General features: G+C 72.5%; 15 protein-coding genes. 9 read left to right on the top strand and 6 right to left on the bottom strand.

Going from position 1 to position 16,837, the window contains the following annotated elements; all coding sequences use genetic code 11:
• Positions 1-117: 117 nt before the first annotated feature.
• Entirely contained in the window at positions 118-1,047 is a 930-nt protein-coding gene (locus ACFWB8_RS34540; protein ID WP_385236449.1) for a DMT family transporter, read from the bottom strand.
• A 212-nt stretch (positions 1,048-1,259) separates the two neighbouring features.
• On the opposite strand from ACFWB8_RS34540, the gene serC reads away from it, so the two are divergent.
• From serC to ACFWB8_RS34525, 3 genes are all read left to right on the top strand, one after another.
• Complete coding sequence (gene serC / locus ACFWB8_RS34535; RefSeq protein ID WP_385236446.1) at positions 1,260-2,381, top strand: phosphoserine transaminase; 1,122 nt, start codon at positions 1,260-1,262, stop codon at positions 2,379-2,381.
• Between the two features lie 85 nt (positions 2,382-2,466).
• A complete protein-coding gene (locus ACFWB8_RS34530; protein ID WP_385236443.1) occupies positions 2,467-2,676 on the top strand; it encodes a hypothetical protein in 210 nt (69 codons plus the stop codon).
• 83 nt (positions 2,677-2,759) lie between these two features.
• Positions 2,760-5,942 carry a molecular chaperone Hsp90 gene (locus tag ACFWB8_RS34525; RefSeq protein ID WP_385236440.1) on the top strand — a complete coding sequence of 1,061 codons (3,183 nt, stop codon included), beginning with the start codon at positions 2,760-2,762 and terminating at the stop codon, positions 5,940-5,942.
• Here the strand turns inward: ACFWB8_RS34525 and ACFWB8_RS34520 are convergent.
• The 3 genes from ACFWB8_RS34520 to ACFWB8_RS34510 all read right to left on the bottom strand — a co-directional run bounded on the left by ACFWB8_RS34520 (position 5,939) and on the right by ACFWB8_RS34510 (position 9,243).
• Positions 5,939-6,214, bottom strand: a complete 276-nt coding sequence (locus tag ACFWB8_RS34520; RefSeq protein ID WP_385236437.1) for a hypothetical protein — start codon at positions 6,212-6,214, stop codon at positions 5,939-5,941. The genes ACFWB8_RS34525 and ACFWB8_RS34520 overlap by 4 nt on opposite strands.
• A gap of 82 nt (positions 6,215-6,296) precedes the next feature.
• Positions 6,297-8,774 (bottom strand): HAD-IC family P-type ATPase, encoded by a 2,478-nt coding sequence (locus ACFWB8_RS34515; protein ID WP_385236434.1) that lies wholly within the window; start codon positions 8,772-8,774, stop codon positions 6,297-6,299.
• Between the two features lie 154 nt (positions 8,775-8,928).
• Positions 8,929-9,243 (bottom strand): DUF2530 domain-containing protein, encoded by a 315-nt coding sequence (locus ACFWB8_RS34510; RefSeq protein ID WP_385236431.1) that lies wholly within the window; start codon positions 9,241-9,243, stop codon positions 8,929-8,931.
• 129 nt (positions 9,244-9,372) lie between these two features.
• On the opposite strand from ACFWB8_RS34510, the gene ACFWB8_RS34505 reads away from it, so the two are divergent.
• Positions 9,373-10,830, top strand: a complete 1,458-nt coding sequence (locus ACFWB8_RS34505) for an NCS2 family permease (RefSeq protein WP_385236428.1) — start codon at positions 9,373-9,375, stop codon at positions 10,828-10,830.
• Between the two features lie 59 nt (positions 10,831-10,889).
• Here ACFWB8_RS34505 and ACFWB8_RS34500 read toward each other — a convergent pair whose 3' ends face one another.
• Positions 10,890-11,072 (bottom strand): hypothetical protein, encoded by a 183-nt coding sequence (locus tag ACFWB8_RS34500; protein WP_030156886.1) that lies wholly within the window; start codon positions 11,070-11,072, stop codon positions 10,890-10,892.
• 120 nt (positions 11,073-11,192) lie between these two features.
• On the opposite strand from ACFWB8_RS34500, the gene ACFWB8_RS34495 reads away from it, so the two are divergent.
• From ACFWB8_RS34495 to ACFWB8_RS34480, 4 genes are all read left to right on the top strand, one after another.
• Complete coding sequence (locus ACFWB8_RS34495) at positions 11,193-11,630, top strand: MarR family winged helix-turn-helix transcriptional regulator (protein WP_266574971.1); 438 nt, start codon at positions 11,193-11,195, stop codon at positions 11,628-11,630.
• 24 nt (positions 11,631-11,654) lie between these two features.
• Positions 11,655-12,989 (top strand): MFS transporter, encoded by a 1,335-nt coding sequence (locus tag ACFWB8_RS34490; protein ID WP_385236425.1) that lies wholly within the window; start codon positions 11,655-11,657, stop codon positions 12,987-12,989.
• 181 nt (positions 12,990-13,170) lie between these two features.
• Positions 13,171-13,722, top strand: coding sequence for an RNA 2',3'-cyclic phosphodiesterase (thpR, locus tag ACFWB8_RS34485; RefSeq protein ID WP_385236422.1), 552 nt, complete (start codon positions 13,171-13,173; stop codon positions 13,720-13,722).
• 185 nt (positions 13,723-13,907) lie between these two features.
• Positions 13,908-14,897 (top strand): aldo/keto reductase, encoded by a 990-nt coding sequence (locus tag ACFWB8_RS34480; RefSeq protein ID WP_385236419.1) that lies wholly within the window; start codon positions 13,908-13,910, stop codon positions 14,895-14,897.
• A 13-nt stretch (positions 14,898-14,910) separates the two neighbouring features.
• Here ACFWB8_RS34480 and ACFWB8_RS34475 read toward each other — a convergent pair whose 3' ends face one another.
• Positions 14,911-15,597 carry a GDSL-type esterase/lipase family protein gene (locus ACFWB8_RS34475; protein WP_385236416.1) on the bottom strand — a complete coding sequence of 229 codons (687 nt, stop codon included), beginning with the start codon at positions 15,595-15,597 and terminating at the stop codon, positions 14,911-14,913.
• Positions 15,598-15,673: 76 nt separating this feature from the next.
• Between ACFWB8_RS34475 and ACFWB8_RS34470 the strand changes: the two genes are divergently transcribed.
• Positions 15,674-16,732, top strand: coding sequence for a WD40 repeat domain-containing protein (locus ACFWB8_RS34470; RefSeq protein WP_385236413.1), 1,059 nt, complete (start codon positions 15,674-15,676; stop codon positions 16,730-16,732).
• Positions 16,733-16,837: the final 105 nt, after the last annotated feature.

Raw genomic sequence — 16,837 nt, 5'->3', positions numbered from 1 at the left:
CCCCCGTGGGCGGCGGGGCGCGGGCAGGTCCGTGGCCGCTCAGGCGGCAGTGCGGGTGAAGTCCATCGTCCAGTTGTGGACCTGAGCGCGCTCGCCCCCGCCGCGACCACCGGCCGGTCAGGAAGCGGGTAGGCCCGACGCGCGGCGGGTCTGGGCACGGACCGCGCCCATGCTCGCCGCGATGACCAGGGCGATGGCCACCGCGTCCAGGGCCGACAGGGCCTGGTGCAGGACCAGGAAGCCCGCCGTCGCGGCGATGGCCGGCTCCAGGCTCATCAGGATCGCGAAGGTCGGGGCCGGCAGCCGGCGCAGCGCCAGCAGCTCCAGCGTGTACGGCAGGACCGAGGACAGTACGGCCACGCCCGCGCCCAGGGCGAGGGTGCTCGGCGCGAGGAGGGCGGAGCCCGCCTCGATCACGCCCAGCGGGAGGGACAGGACCGCCGCGACCGCCATCGCCAGGGCGAGCCCGTCCGCCTGCGGGAAGCGCCGGCCGGTGCGGGCACTGAAGACGATGTACGCCGCCCACATCACGCCCGCGCCCAGCGCGAAGCCCGCACCCAGCGGGTCGAGGCCGCCGAAGCCGCCGCCGTGGCTGGAGAGCAGGACCACGCCGGCCAGGGCCAGGGCCGCCCACAGCACGTTCATCAGGCGGCGGGACACGAAGACGGACAGGGCCAGCGGGCCGAGCACCTCCAGGGTGACGGCCGGGCCCAGCGGGATGCGGTCGACGGCCTGGTAGAAGAGGCCGTTCATCGCGGCCATCGTCACGCCGAACCACACCACGGTGGTCCAGTCGGCGCGGGTGTGGCCGCGCAGCTTGGGCCGGCACAGGAGCAGCAGCACGAGCGCCGCCACCGCCAGCCGCAGCGTGACCACGCCCGCCGCGCCCGCCCTGGGCATGATCAGCACCGCGAGGGCGGCGCCGAACTGCACCGAGATCCCCGCCGCGACCACCAGCGCGATCGGCCCGAGGCCACCGGCACCCTTGGCCGGGCGCGGGCCCGCGGCGGGGGCGGCCGAAGGCGCGGCGGACGAGGCGGAGGCCATGGCGGATGAGGCGGGATCCGTCACGGGAGGAGGGGAGGGGCAGGGTGCGGGGGGCATCTCTCCAGGCTACGGCGCCTGTAAGGACCGTGCAGGAGTGTTCTGCCTTACATTGCGCACACCCCCTTAACCTCCGCTACAGCTTCTTCAAGCCACTCGTCTCATCCGGTGGACTCGCCTCGAAGCCCCGGACCAGGACCCGATACGCTCCGCTCGTGGCCGAGATCCAGATTCCCGCTGACATCAAGCCCGCCGACGGACGCTTCGGCGCGGGCCCCTCCAAGGTGCGGACCGAGGCGCTGGACGCCCTGGCCGCCACCGGTACCTCCCTGCTCGGAACCTCGCACCGCCAGGCCCCGGTCAAGAACCTGGTCGGCTCGGTGCGCCAGGGCATCCGGGACCTCTTCTCCCTCCCCGAGGGCTACGAGGTGATCCTGGGCAACGGCGGCTCCACCGCCTTCTGGGACATCGCGACCGCCGGTCTCATCGAGCGGAAGTCGCAGCACCTCACCTTCGGCGAGTTCTCCTCGAAGTTCGCCACGGCCGCGAAGCTCGCGCCGTGGCTGGACGCGCCCTCCGTGATCTCCTCCGAGCCGGGCACGCACCCCGAGCCGGTGGCGGAGGCGGGCGTGGACGTGTACGCGTACACCCACAACGAGACCTCGACGGGTGTCGCGGCGCCGATCAAGCGCGTCACGGGCGCCGACGCCGGTTCGCTCGTTCTGGTGGACGCGACCTCGGGCGCGGGCGGCCTGCCGGTGGACATCACCGAGAGCGACGTCTACTACTTCGCCCCGCAGAAGTCCTTCGCCTCTGAGGGCGGCCTGTGGCTGGCCGCGTTCTCCCCGGCGGCCCTGGAGCGCGCCGCGCGCGTGCACGCCTCCGGCAGCCGGCACATCCCGGAGTTCTTCTCGCTGCCGACGGCGATCGACAACTCGCTGAAGAACCAGACGTACAACACCCCGGCGCTCTCCACCCTCTTCCTGCTGAACCAGCAGCTGGAGTGGATGAACGGCCAGGGCGGCCTGGAGTTCACGACCGGCCGTACGGCGGCCAGCGCGCGCAACCTGTACGGCTGGGCGGAGGCGTCGAAGTACGCCACCCCCTTCGTCCAGGACGCCGACAAGCGCTCCGCCGTCATCGGCACGATCGACTTCTCCGACGACATCGACGCGGCCGCGGTCGCCAAGGTGCTGCGCGCCAACGGCATCGTGGACACCGAGCCGTACCGCAAGCTCGGCCGCAACCAGCTCCGTGTCGCGATGTTCCCGGCGATCGACCCGGCGGACGTGCAGGCGCTGACCGCGTGCATCGACTACGTGATCGAGCAGCTCTGACCGGCACGCCCCGAACCATCCGGAGCCCCCGGTGACCACGACGCGTCCCCGGGGGCTCCGGCGTTCCTCGTGGGGGTCCGGGACCGTGACGTTCCTCAACGACGGCAGCACCGCCGTCCCCGCCGTCGACGACGTACAGACCTTCAAGCAGGACGCCTTCCCGACCGACAAGGTCTACGGCGACACCCACGGCAAGGCCGAGCTCCGCCTGATCACCTGCGGCGGCAGCCTCACCCCGGACCGCCACTGGGACGCCAACGTCGTGGTGTTCGCCCACCTCACGGGCAAGGCGTAGGCATTCACGCGATACCTTCAGGAGGTTCGGGGCAGGTTCGAAGGCCCGGCATCCTTGAAGACGGCACAGCTGGAGGCAGCGGCGTGAGCGTGCGAGTAACGGCGGCCCAGAGCGGCGTGGACCCCTTCGGCACGGCCCGGCTGCGACGCGGGGTGCTCGACGCGTGGGGCGCGGGCCCCGCCCGCTTCCGCGAGGACGCCAACGCCGAGGAGGATCTGGCGCTCGGCGGCTACCGGGACCGGCTCGTCATCGAGCTGGCGCAGAACGCCGCCGACGCGGCGGCCCGCGCCCGGGTCCCCGGCCGGCTGCGGCTCACGCTGCACCCCGGCAGCCCGGACGAGGGCGGCCACGCCGTGCTCGCCGTCGCCAACACCGGGGCCCCGCTGGACGCGACGGGCGTGGAGTCGCTGAGCACCCTGCGGGCCTCCGCCAAGCGGGAGCCCACCGGGAGCGCCGGGAGCGCCGGGGCCGACGGCTCGGGCAGCCCGAGCGGGTCCGGGGACACCGTCGGCCGCTTCGGCGTCGGCTTCGCCGCCGTCCTCGCCGTCACCGACGAGCCCGCGGTCCTCGGCCGCCACGGCGGAGTGCGCTGGTCGCTGCCCGAGGCCCGCGAACTGGCCCGGGGCGCCGCCGTCGGCAGCCCCGGCCTCGGCGACGAGCTGCGCCGCCGCGACGGGCACGTCCCGCTGCTGCGCCTCCCGCTGCCCGCCGAGGGCACCGCGCCCGACGCGTACGACACCGTCGTGGTCCTCCCGCTGCGCGACGCCGCCGCCGAGGAGCTCGCACAGCGCCTCCTCGCCGGCATCGACGACGCCCTGCTCCTGACCCTGCCCGGCCTGCACGAGGTCATCGTCGACACCCCCGCCGGAGGTGTGCGGACCCTGCTGCGCCGCGCCGAAGGCCCGTACACCGTCATCGAGGACTCCGCCGGCCGGACCCGGCGCTGGCGCACCGTCCGCCACGGCGGCCCCATCGAGCGGGCGCTGCTCGCGGACCGGCCCGTCGAGGAACGGCTGCGGCCCGTCTGGACCGTCTCCTGGGCCGTGCCCGTCGACGCCGAGGGCGCCCCGGAACGCCCCGACACCGCCCCCGTGGTGCACGCGCCGACCCCGACCGACGAACCGCTCGGCATCCCCGCGCTGCTCATCGCGACCCTGCCGCTGGACACCTCGCGCCGGCACCCCGCGCCGGGGCCGCTGACCGACTTCCTGGTGGAGCGCGCGGCCGACGCGTACGCCGAACTGCTCGGCTCCTGGGACCCGGTGAGCACCGCGCTCGTGGACCTCGTACCGGGCCCGCTCGGCAAGGGCGAGCTCGACGGGGCCCTGCGCGCGGCCGTGCTCCAGCGGCTCCCCCGGACCGCCTTCCTCGCGCCCGCCGCCCCTTCCGAGGACCCCGACGAGCGGGCGGCCCTGCGCCCCTTCGAGGCCGAGGTGGTGGAGGGCGCGGGCGCCGACACCGTACGGGTCCTCGCGGAGGTCCTGCCGACCCTGCTCCCGGCCGGTCTCGAACGCCGCGCCGAGCTGCGCACCCTGGGCGTCGGCCGGCTCCCGCTCGGCGACGCCATCGAGCGGATCGCGGGCATCGAGCGCACCCCCGACTGGTGGCACCGGCTGTACGACACCCTGGCCGGCGTGGATCCGGACCGCCTGTCCGGGCTGCCCGTGCCGCTGGCCGACGGGCGCACCACCATCGGCCCCCGCCACGTCCTGCTCCCCTACGCGGACACCCCCGCGGACCTGGCCCGGCTCGGCCTGAAGGTGGCCCACCCGGACGCGGTGCACCCGCTGCTGGAGAAGCTCGGAGCGCTCCCGGCCACGCCCCGCGCGGTCCTGACCACCCCGCAGGTACGGGCCGCCGTGGCGGCCTCGCTCGACGCCGGGGAGATCTGGGACGAGGACGCGGACACCCTCGACGCCGACGAACTGGCCGACGTGGTCCTGGGCCTGGTCCAGGGCGCCGAACTCGCGCCCGGTGACGAGCCGTGGCTGGGCGCGCTGGCCCTGCCCGACGAGGACGGCGAACCGACCCCGGCGGGCGAACTCCTGCTGCCCGGCTCGCCGTTGGCCTCCGTGATCCGCGCGGACGAGATCCCGTACGTCGACGAGGAGCTGCTCGCGCGCTGGGGCGAGGGCCCGCTCACCGCCGTCGGGGTGCTGGCCGCCTTCCAGCTCGTGCGCGCCACCGACGTCGTCCTCGACCCGGACGAACTGGAGCCCCGCGACGGGGACTTCGCCGAGCCCGACGACGCGGGCCTGCTGGACGCGGTGGACGTGTGGTGCGAGGACGTGCTCGACCAGCTGCCCGACACCCCGGTGCCGCCGGTGGCGACCGAGCTGGTCGCCGTACGGGACCTCGACCTGGTCGACGACGACTGCTGGCCCCAGGCCCTGGCGATGCTCGCGCAGCCCCCGCTGCGCGACGCCCTGACCCAGCCGGTACGGGTCCTGCTGCCCGACGGCACCACGCAGTCGGTCCGCCCGTACACCGCGTGGTGGCTGCGCGACCACCCCGTGCTCGACGGCCGCCGCCCGGCCGGCCTGCGCGCGGCGGGCGGCGACCCGCTGCTGGCGGGGCTCTACACCTCGGCGGACGCCACGGGCTTCGAGGACGAGCAGGTCCTGCGGGCGCTCGGCGTACGCACCACCGTGGCCGCCCTGCTCGACGAACCCGGCGGCGCCGCCGAGCTCCTGGGCCGCCTCGCCGACCCGGACCGCGAGGTGGGCGGGCGCCAACTGCACGCCCTGTACGGCGCTCTGGCCGATCTGGACCCCGAGCAGGTCACCCTGCCGGACGAGCTGCGTGCGGTGGTGGACGGCGAGGTCCGCGTGGTGGACGCGGCCGACGCGGTGATCGCGGACGCCCCCGACCTGCTGGCGCTGGCGGAGGGCCTGGCCCTGCTGCCGGTCTCCCCGTCGCGCGCGGCCGACCTGGCGGAGCTGCTCCAGGTGCGGCGGCTGTCGGACACGGTCCCGGCGGAGGTCAGCACACCGGGCGAGGAGCACGAGGTACCGGAGCCCGTACGGGTCCTGCTGGGCCCGGCGACGCCCACCGCCTACCTCGAACACGAGGAGCTGATCGCGGGCGGCGTCGAACTGGACTGGCGCCGCACCCCGGACGGCACCCTGCACGCCGCCACCCTGGAGGGCGTGGCCGCGGGCCTGGCCTGGGCGGCGGGCCAGTGGCCGCGCCGCTTCGAGGTGGCGGCCCTCCTGGAGGACCCGTCCCGGACCAGTGAGCTGGCCCGGGACAGGTGGTTCGACTAGGCAGCCGGGCCGAAGCCCGACACGGTCGGGTGAACGCCGGCCGTGCCCGTACCGGGGAAGACCGTGACCTCGCCGGCGGCGTCGGCGGACCAGAGGTCCGCCAGCCCGTCACCGGTGAGGTCACCGTCGGAGCCGATGCGCGGGTGCGCGCCCGGGGCCAGGGTGGTCAGCACGGGCCCGGCGACGGGGTCGGCGAAGGCGGCGGGGGCGGAGTTCGGCTGTGCGTAGGAGGAGACGTTGGCGTCCTGGGAGACGTTGCCCGCGTTGTCCATCGGGCACCTGGGGCAAAGCCTAGGAGAACCGCCGCTGAGAACCGCCGCTGCCCCGCCCCGTGCGGGGCAGCGGCGGCCGTGCCTACACCGGGAACCTGCGGCCGACCCAGCGGAAGACGAATTCGATCAGGGCCGCGGCCGCGGCGGCCACGGCCACCGCCGTCCACGGCATCTGGGCGCCGTCCAGTTTGAGCTGGAAGAAGTCCTGCAGCCACGGCACGACGAGGACGATCAGGAAGGCCAGGCCCATCGCGCCGACCAGGACCACCCGCCACCACGTGTACGGGCGGGCGATGATCGCCAGGACCCACATCGAGGTCAGGAACAGCGTCAGCGTCGCCGCGCTGGTCTCGGCCTGGAGGGCGTCCGGGCCGGTGTAGTGGTGGCGGGCCAGCAGGTACGTGACGAAGGTGGCCACCGCCGCGATCGCGCCGCCCGGGATCGCGTAGCGCATCACCCGTTTCACGAAGTTCGGCTTGGCCCGCTCCGTGTTCGGGGCCAGGGCCAGGAAGAAGGCCGGGATGCCGATGGTCAGCGTGGACAGCAGCGTCAGGTGGCGCGGCAGGAACGGGTACTCCACCTGGGAGCAGACCACCAGGACGGCGAGCAGCACCGAGTAGACGGTCTTCACCAGGAAGAGCGTGGCGACCCGGGTGATGTTGCCGATGACGCGGCGGCCCTCGGCGACCACCGAGGGGAGCGTGGAGAAGCTGTTGTTGAGGAGGACGATCTGCGCGACCGCGCGGGTGGCCTCCGAGCCGGAGCCCATCGAGACGCCGATGTCGGCGTCCTTGAGGGCGAGCACGTCGTTGACGCCGTCGCCGGTCATGGCGACCGTGTGGCCCTTGGACTGGAGCGCCGCGACCATGTCGCGCTTCTGCTGCGGGGTGACCCGGCCGAAGACGGAGTTCTGGTCGAGGACCTCGGCCATCTCGGCCTGCGTCGTCGGCAGCTTGCGGGCGTCGACGGTGTTCTCCGCGCCCGGCAGGCCGAGCTTGCCGGCGACGGCGCCGACGGAGACCGCGTTGTCGCCGGAGATGACCTTGGCCTTGACGTCCTGGTCGTCGAAGTAGCGCAGCGTGTCGGCGGCATCGGGCCGCAGCCGCTGTTCCAGGACGATCAGGGCGGTGGGCCGCACCCCGGTGGCCACGGCGGGGTCGTCGAGCTCGCGGGCGGCCCGGCCGAGCAGCAGGACGCGCAGGCCCTGCTCGTTGAGCGTGTCGATCTCGTCGAGGGCCGGGTCCCCGGAGGGCAGCAGCACGTCGGGGGCGCCGAGCAGCCAGGTGTTGTTCTCGCCGTCGCCCTCGCTGAAGCTGGCGCCGCTGTACTTGCGGGCCGAGGAGAAGGGCAGCGACTCGGTGCAGCGCCACTCCGCGCTGTCGGGGTAGGCGTCGATGATGGCCTGGAGGCTGGCGTTGGGGCGCGGGTCGGACTCGCCGAGGGCGCCGAGCACCTTCTTGACGTACGAGGTGTCCGCGCCGCCGAGCGGGCGGCACTCGGTGACGTCCATGCCGCCCTCGGTGAGGGTGCCGGTCTTGTCGAGGCAGACCACGTCCACGCGGGCCAGGCCCTCGATGGCGGGCAGCTCCTGGACCAGGCACTGCTTGCGGCCGAGCCGGATGACGCCGATGGCGAAGGCTACGGAGGTGAGGAGGACGAGGCCTTCGGGGATCATCGGGACGATGCCGCCGACGGTCCGGGCGATGGCGTCCTTGAGGTTGTTGTCCTTGACGATCAGCTGGCTGATGACCAGGCCGATCGAGGTCGGGATCATCATCCAGGTGACGTACTTGAGGATGGTGGAGATGCCGCTGCGCAGTTCGGAGTGGACGAGCGTGAAGCGGGACGCCTCCTCGGCCAGCTGGGCCGCGTAGGCCTCGCGGCCGACCTTGGTGGCGGTGAAGGCTCCGCCGCCGGCGACGACGAAGGAGCCGGACATCACCGGGTCGCCGGGCTTCTTCAGGACGGGGTCGGCCTCGCCGGTGAGCAGGGACTCGTCGATCTCCAGGCCCTCGGCCTCGCCGACGGTCCCGTCCACGACGACCTTGTCCCCGGGGCCGAGCTCGATGACGTCGCCGAGGACGATCTCGGAGGTGGAGATCTCGGCCGTCCTGCCGTCGCGGCGCACGCTCGGCTTCGCCTCGCCGATGACGGCGAGTCCGTCCAGGGTCTTCTTGGCGCGCAGCTCCTGGATGATGCCGATGCCGGTGTTCGCGATGATCACGAAGCCGAAGAGGCTGTCCTGGATCGGCGCGACGAACAGCATGATCACCCACAGGACGCCGATGATCGCGTTGAAGCGGGTGAAGACGTTGGCGCGTACGATCTCGGTGGTGGCGCGGGAAGAGCGCACGGGGACGTCGTTGACGGCTCCGCGCGCGACGTGTTCCGCGACCTCGGCGGTGGTCAGGCCCCCGGGCCTGAATCTGGGCGCGGGCGGCCGCATCGGATGTACGGGGTCCAGTTCGGCTCCTGCGTCGATGGCGGTCCCGGCGGCGATGCCTGGACCGCCGCCGCCCGGCTCGGGTCCCTCGGATTCGATCTCAGCCCGCTGCGTCATGCTTTCGACGGTAAAGGGCGTTCGAACGCTTCACCCGCCGAGCGGTCCGAAGATCCGACTTCGGGATGAGGGAAATCGTCCCTTGGTAGACCGTCGGCGGACCCGGACCCGGACCCTGACCCTGACCCTGACCCGTCTCCGGCTCGACCCGCCCTCAGGGAGCCGGGGAGGCGGAACCGGAGGAGGAGCCGGAGCCCGAGGGGGCGGAGCCGGCCGCCGCCTGCTCCGCCGCGTGGCGCTTGAGGGCGGCGTCGCGGCCCCGTACGTACCAGAGGCCGATCAGGCCGAGTACGCCGCCGGCCGCGCAGCACCAGACCCACCACAGCAGGTCCCGGTCGGCGAACCACCCGTAGAAGGGGAGCTGGACGAGGAAGAGGGCGAACCAGAGGATCGTGCCCCCGGTGACGGTCGCGACGACCGGGCCCTCAAGGGGCTCGGGAGCCTCGTGCTTCGCAGTCCATTTCGCCATGCGTTCAAGTCTAGGCGGCCGCGAACAGGGTCTACGCGCGGAGATGGACGCCCCTTCGTTCATGTGTTCATACTGAAACGGTTTGGGCAAGGCCCGATTTCATCGTATGAACCACCCAATGAGGACCGCATGAGCACGCCGGCCCCCGCCCCCGCGTCCACCACCCCGGAGCCTTCCGCCCAGGAACCCTCCTCCGGACTGGACCGCTACTTCAAGATCTCCGAGCGCGGCTCGACCCTCGGCCGCGAGGTGCGCGGCGGCTTCGCCACCTTCTTCGCGATGGCCTACATCATCGTGCTGAACCCGATCATCCTGGGCAGCGCGAAGGACATGTACGGGCACCAGCTCGACGGCGGCCAGCTCGTCACGGCCACCGTCCTGACCGCCGCCTTCACCACCCTCCTCATGGGTGTCATCGGCAACGTCCCGATCGCGCTCGCGGCGGGCCTCGGGGTCAACACCGTGGTCGCGCTCCAGCTCGCCCCGCGCATGAGCTGGCCCGACGCCATGGGCATGGTGGTCCTGGCCGGCTTCGTGGTGATGCTGCTGGTCGCCACCGGCCTGCGCGAGCGGGTCATGAACGCCGTCCCGGTCGGCCTGCGCAAGGGCATCGCGATCGGCATCGGCCTGTTCATCATGCTGATCGGTCTGGTCGACTCCGGCTTCGTCTCGCGCGTCCCGGACGCCGCGCACACCACGGTCCCGCTCCAGCTCGGCACGGGCGGCCACCTGCACGGCTGGCCGGTCCTCGTCTTCATCGTCGGCGTGCTGCTGACGCTGGCGCTGCTGATCCGCAAGACGCCCGGCGCCATCCTGATCTCGATCGTGGCCATGACCGTCGTCGCGGTGGCCATCCAGCTGATCGCCGGGCTGCCGGACCAGGCCTGGGGCCTGACCGTCCCGGAGTGGCCGGGCAACCCTGTGGCCGCGCCCGACTTCGGGCTCGTCGGCCAGGTCAGCCTGTTCGGCGGCTTCGGCAAGGTGGGCCTGCTGACGGGCATCCTCTTCGTCTTCACCGTGCTGCTGTCCTGCTTCTTCGACGCGATGGGCACGATCCTCGGCGTCGGCGACGAGGCGAAGCTGATCGACAAGGACGGCAACTTCCCCGGCATCAACCGGGTCCTGCTCGTGGACGGCCTGGCCGTCGCCTCGGGCGGCGCGACCTCGTCCTCGGCCACCACCTGCTTCGTGGAGTCCACGGCCGGTGTCGGCGAAGGCGCCCGTACGGGTCTGGCGAACGTCGTGACGGGCGGCCTCTTCACCGTCGCGCTGTTCCTCACGCCGCTCGCCACCATGGTCCCGTCCCAGGCGGCCACCCCCGCCCTCGTGTCGGTGGGCTTCCTGATCCTGGCGGGCTCGGTCAAGGACATCGACTGGAGCGACTTCACCATCGCCGTTCCGGCCTTCCTGGCCATGGTGATGATGCCCTTCACGTACTCGATCACGAACGGCATCGGCATCGGCTTCGTGAGCTTCTGCGTGCTGCGGCTCGCGACCGGCCGGGGCCGCGGGGTGCCGGTGGCCATGTACGTCGTAGCGGCGGTGTTCGCCTTCTACTACGCGATGCCGGCGCTCGGCCTCACGTAGCCCTCTCGCGCGGCCCTCTCGCGGGCTCCGGGCGGGACCGGCCCGGCCCGGGCCGGGCCTCACGTCAGCCCGTAGAACTTCTCTGTCTCGTCGACGGCCGCCTTGAAGCGTTCGTCGAAGTCGTCGCGAATGAGCGTCCGGACCACATAGTCCTGGACGCTCATTCCGCGTTTGGCGGCATGCGTCCGGAGCCTGTCGAGGAGCTCCCCGTCTATGCGCATGCTCAGCACATGTGTCCCCATGCCGAAAGAGTCGGGGCACGGAGCATGGACGCGTGTCACTTTCCGGAGCCAACTCACCCGTACGAGTGACGGGAAATAACCGGTGTTCCTTAGAGAGAGTAATGAGTTACTCTAAAGACCATGCACGACCTTTCCCATGGTGACGACGCTGCCGCCGTGAACGACCTCCGATCCGCCGTCATGCGGCTGGGCCGGCGCCTCAAGCACCAGCGCGTCGACGAATCGCTGAGCCCGACCGAGATGTCGGTCCTCGGCACCCTCGCCCGCTGCGGCCAGGCCACCCCCGGTGAGCTGGCGCGACGCGAACACGTACAGCCGCCGTCGATGACACGCATCGTCGCGCTGCTGGAGGCCAAGGGACTGGTACGGCTGGAGCCGCACCCCGACGACCGCCGCCAGAAGGTGGTCAGCCAGACCGAGGAAGCCGAGGCGATGCTCGAAGAGAGCCGTCGCAAGCGCAACGCCTTCCTGGCCGGGCTCGCGGCCGAGCTGACCGAGGACGAATGGGCCAAGCTGCGCGAGGCCGCACCCGTCCTGGAGAAGCTCGCGCACCTGTAACCACGACGCCAGGGGGCGACACTTTTGAGTACGGGAACCGGAGCAGACTCCGCACCCGGCCACACATCCACCACTACGCGCTCCGCGGGCAAGAACACGATGTTCAGCTCGCTGAAGATCCGCAACTACCGGCTCTTCGCCACGGGACAGGTCGTCTCCAACACCGGCACCTGGATGCAGCGCATCGCCCAGGACTGGCTCGTCCTCTCCCTCACCGGCTCGGCCTCCGCCGTCGGCATCACCATCGCCCTGCAGTTCCTGCCGATGCTGATGTTCGGCCTCTACGGAGGCGTACTCGCGGACCGGCTCCCCAAGCGCCAGCTGCTGATCGTCACCCAGAGCGCCATGGGCCTCACGGGTATCGCGCTCGCCGTACTGACCCTCGCAGGACACGTCCAGGTCTGGCACGTCTACCTCGCCGCGTTCGCGCTCGGCCTGGTGACCGTCCTCGACAACCCGGCCCGCCAGACCTTCGTCCCCGAGATGGTCGGCAAAGACCAGGTCGCCAATGCCGTAAGTCTGAACTCGGCCAACTTCCAGTCCGCGCGACTGGTCGGCCCGGCGATCGCCGGTGTGCTGATCACCGCCGTCGGCTCCGGCTGGGCCTTCCTGCTGAACGGACTGTCCTTCGCCGCGCCCATCGTCGGCCTGCTGCTGATGCGTACGGCCGAGCTGCACCCGGTCGAGGTCCAGCCCCGGGCGAAGGGACAGCTGCGAGAGGGCCTGCGCTACGTCGCCGGGCGGCCCGAGCTGATCTGGCCGATCGTGCTGGTCGGCTTCATCGGCACCTTCGGGTTCAACTTTCCGATCTGGCTGTCGGCGTTCGTCAGCACCGTATTCCACGGGGACGCGGGCACCTACGGGCTCTTCAACACCCTGATCGCGGCCGGCTCCCTCGTGGGCGCCCTGCTCGCGGCCCGGCGCGGCCTCTCGCGGCTGCGGCTGCTGGTCGCGGCGGCGGTGCTGTTCTCGGGGCTGCTGCTGGTGACGGCGTTCGCACCCGGCTTCTGGCTGTTCGCCGCGCTGCTGGTCCCGATCGGGATCTTCGGCCTGACGGTGAACGTCACCGCCAACTCCAGCGTCCAGATGGCCACCGACCCCGAGATGCGGGGCCGGGTCATGGCGCTGTTCATGATGGTGTTCACGGGCGGCACCCCGCTGGGGGCTCCGCTGGTCGGCTGGATCACGGACACGTACGGCGCACGGGTCGGCATGGCCGCGGGCGGCGTGGTCTCGCTGGTCGCCTCGGTCGCGATCGGCGTGGCGCTGGCCCGCGTGGGCAACCTCCGCCTGCGGGTCGACCGCCGCGGCGTGGCCTTCGTCCCGTCGCCCCGCCGCGAACTGGTCACGGCGGCCTGACCCACCCCCTGGGGCGCCGCCGCTGGATCTGCCGGGCGGAACCGCCGCGCGCGGGCCCCCTGCGGGCTCCGGGCAGTCCCGCCTGGCAGAATCCAGCCGCTGGGACTCCCCCCGGACTCCGTCCGGGGGGAGTCCGAGGCGCGGGGGTCCGGGGGGCGGCCACCGTCGCTAGGCTCGGCACATGAGACTGTTCGCCGCCGTCCTGCCGTCCGCGACCGCGGTCGCCGAACTGGCGCAGGCCGTGCAGCCCCTGCGCGACGACCGCCTGCGCTGGACCGCGGAAGCGGGCTGGCACTTCACGCTCGCCTTCATGGGCGAGGTCGAGGAGCGCCTGCTCCCCGACCTCCACGCCCGCCTGGCCCGCGCAGCCACCCGCAGCGAACCCTTCGCCCTGCGCCTGCACGGCGCCGGCCACTTCGGCCGTCGCGCGCTGTGGGCCGGCGCCGCCGGGGGCCTCGACGCCATGCGGATGCTGGCCGAGCGGGCCGACGCCGCCGCCCGCCGGGCCGGCGTACCGATGGACCAGCACCACCGGTACACCCCGCACCTCACGCTCGCCCGGTCCCGCGAGGACACCGACCTCGACCCGTACCTGGCGGGGCTCGGCTCCTTCGAGGGCACCTCCTGGCAGGTCGCCGAGCTCAGCCTGGTCCGCAGCCACCTCCCGGTCTCCGGCGTCCCCGGGGAGCAGCCCCGCTACGAGGTCGTCGCCGCCTGGCCCCTGGGGCGCTGACCCCTGTGTACGGGCGCCCGGCCCGGCCGCGTTAGGCTCGACGGGTGGATCCCAAGACCAGAAACCGCGTCATGGCGGGTGTACTCGTGCTGATGTTCGTCGTCGTCGCAGTGGCGGCCGCCGTCGGGCAGTAATCGCGGGGTGCTCTTGCCTGGAGTCGACTCGAAGCAGTTGGCTTGGGGTTTATGAAGTACACGCAGCTCGGACGCACCGGACTCAAGGTCAGCCGACTCGTCCTCGGCACGATGAACTTCGGTCCGCAGACCGACGAACCGACAAGTCACTCGATCATGGACGCCGCGCTCGGCGCGGGTCTGAACTTCTTCGACACGGCCAATGTCTACGGGTGGGGTGAGAACAAGGGCCGCACCGAGGAGATCATCGGCACCTGGTTCGCCCAGGGCGGCGGCCGGCGCGAGAAGACGGTCCTCGCGACCAAGGTCTACGGCTCCATGTCCCGCGAGGGTGAGACGTGGCCGAACGAGGACCGGCTCTCGGCGCTGAACATCCGCCGGGCCGTCGAGGCGAGCCTGAAGCGGCTCCAGACCGACCACATCGACCTCTACCAGTTCCACCACATCGACCGCCGGACCCCCTTCGAGGAGATCTGGCAGGCGGTCGACGTACTGATCCAGCAGGGCAAGATCCTGTACGCGGGCTCCTCGAACTTCCCCGGCTACAAGATCGCCCAGGCGAACGAGACCGCCGCCCGCCGCGGCGGCCTCGGCCTGGTCAGCGAGCAGTGCCTGTACAACCTCGCCGAGCGGCGCGCCGAGATGGAGGTCATCCCGGCCGCCCAGGAGTACGGGCTCGGGGTGATCCCGTGGTCCCCGCTGCACGGCGGCCTGCTCGGCGGTGTGATCAGGAAGGAGGTCGAGGGCGGCCGCCGCGCCTCCGGGCGTTCCGCGGAGGCTCTGGCCAGCAGCACGGTACGGGCGCAGGTGCAGGCGTACGAGGACCTGCTCGACAAGCACGGCCTGGAGCCCGGCGAGACGGCCCTGGCGTGGCTGCTGACCCGGCCCGGTGTCACCGGCCCGATCGTCGGCCCGCGCACCGCCGAACAGCTCGACAGCGCCCTGCGGGCCCTGGAACTGGAGCTGGGCGAAGAGCTGTTGACCGCCCTGGACGAGATCTTCCCGGGTCCGGGACCCTCCCCGGAGGCCTTCGCCTGGTAGCCCCGGTGACGGCCTACCGCGCGGGGCGGTAGGGGCCGCCGATCCCCCACGCCTGGTGCAGCACCGCCGCGAACTCACCCGCGAGGCGGTGCTCCCCGGAGGCGTTGGGGTGCGTGCCGTCGTAGGTGTCGCGGTGGATGTCGTACGAGGCCGGGCGCGCGGCCAGCAGCACGGGCGAGGCGGGAGTCGACAGGTCGGCGACCGCCTTCGCCAGCAGCTCGTTGAAGCGCGCGACCTCCGCCGCGAAGGGCTCGTCGGACTCGGCGCGCACGTTCGGGATCACCGGCAGCAACACCATCCGGATGCCGGGGCGGGCTTCCCGCGCGGCCGCGATGAAGCGGCGGACGTTGGCGGCCGTCTCGTCGGCGGCGGTGTAGAAGCCGAGGTCTATCAGGCCGAGGGAGACGAGCAGCACGTCGGCCTTCGCGGCTCCGGCCGCGGGGCCGACCAGCGGGGCCATGTGCTGCCAGCCCTCGCCCCAGCCGGCGAGGTGGCCGCGGGCGTCCTGCGGGAAGCCGGGGTCGGCGTACTCGTGGCTGGTCGGCGCGTCCGCGAAGGTGTCGTAGAGCTCGTGGCGCGGGCCGACGATCTTGAAGGGGCCGCCGAAGGACGCGCCGAGGTGCTGCCACATCCGGTAGCGCCAGGTGTAGTCGCCGGCGCGTCCGATGGTCATGGAATCGCCGACGAACATGAAACGCATCCGGACATCATCGCGGATCACGCGACAGGTACCCCTGTGATGCCGGACACGCGGTGCGGGCTGGCAGGCTGGGGGCATGCGTCTGCTGCCGTCGAGTGCCGTCCGTGCCGCCCTGGTCCTGAGTGTGTCCGTGCCCGTCGGGCTCGCCGTGCTGCCGAGTTCGGCCGCGGCGGCCCCGGCGGCCGGGTCGTCCGGGTCGTCCGGGGCGTCCGGCGCCTCGGGGTTCACCATCACCGATCCGCGGATCAAGGAGTCGAGCGGCCTCGCGGCCAGCCGGATCCACCCCGGCGTGTACTGGACGCACAACGACAGCGACGACGGCCCGTACCTGTACGCGGTGGACTCGGCGACCGGCAAGACGGTGGCCCGGGTGACGATGACCGGGGTCGGGAAGCCGAGGGACGTCGAGGCGATCTCGCTGGGACCGGACGGCCAGCTGTACGTCGGCGACATCGGGGACAACCTGGGCGGGACCTGGGACCACGTGTGGATCTACCGCCTCCCGGAGCCGAAGGAGCTGGGGGACGTCACCGTCAAGGCCGAGCAGTTCACGGTGAAGTACGCGGACGGCCCGCGCAACGCGGAGGCGCTGATGGTGCATCCGGTCACGGGCCGGGTCTACATCGCGAGCAAGAGCGAGGACAAGGGCGGCCTGTACGAGGGCCCGGAGCAGTTGTCCGCGTCCGGGACGAACACCTTCCGGCGGACCGCCGACCTCCCCTGGGTCACCGACGGCGCCTTCTCCCCGGACGGCGGGCGCCTGACCCTGCGGGGGTACCTCTTCGCGAAGACCTACCCGTGGAAGGACGGCCGTCCGGAGGGGTCCGGCGAGTCGGTGGCCGCACCGTGGCAGGGGCAGGCGGAGTCGGTCACGTACACGGCGGACGGGTCGGCGCTGATGTTCGGCGCGGAGGGCGCGCAGAGCCGGGTCGTGGCGGTCCCGGTGAAGCCGGCGAAGTCCTCCGCGACCCCGTCACCGGGCGGCGACCCGGCCGCGCCGGGCTCCGCCGGGGGCCCTGCCACGGGCGACGCCGGGGGTCAGGGCAGCTTCACGAAGGGCGCCCTCGTGCTCGCGGGCGCGACGGCCCTGGTCATGGGCGCCAAACGGCTCTTCCGCCGCCGCCCGAAGGCGTAGCAGTAGCCGTAGCCGATGCCGTAGCCATGACCGATGCCGTAGCCATAGCCGAAGCCGTACCACCCGGCCGAACGAAGAGGCCCGGCGCGGGGCCCCGCCGGGCGC

Origin of the sequence: Streptomyces sp. NPDC060031, assembly GCF_042736805.1 — a bacterium.
Taxonomy (GTDB): Bacteria; Actinomycetota; Actinomycetes; order Streptomycetales; family Streptomycetaceae; genus Streptomyces.
This window is presented reverse-complemented; position numbering and strand designations above follow the sequence as displayed.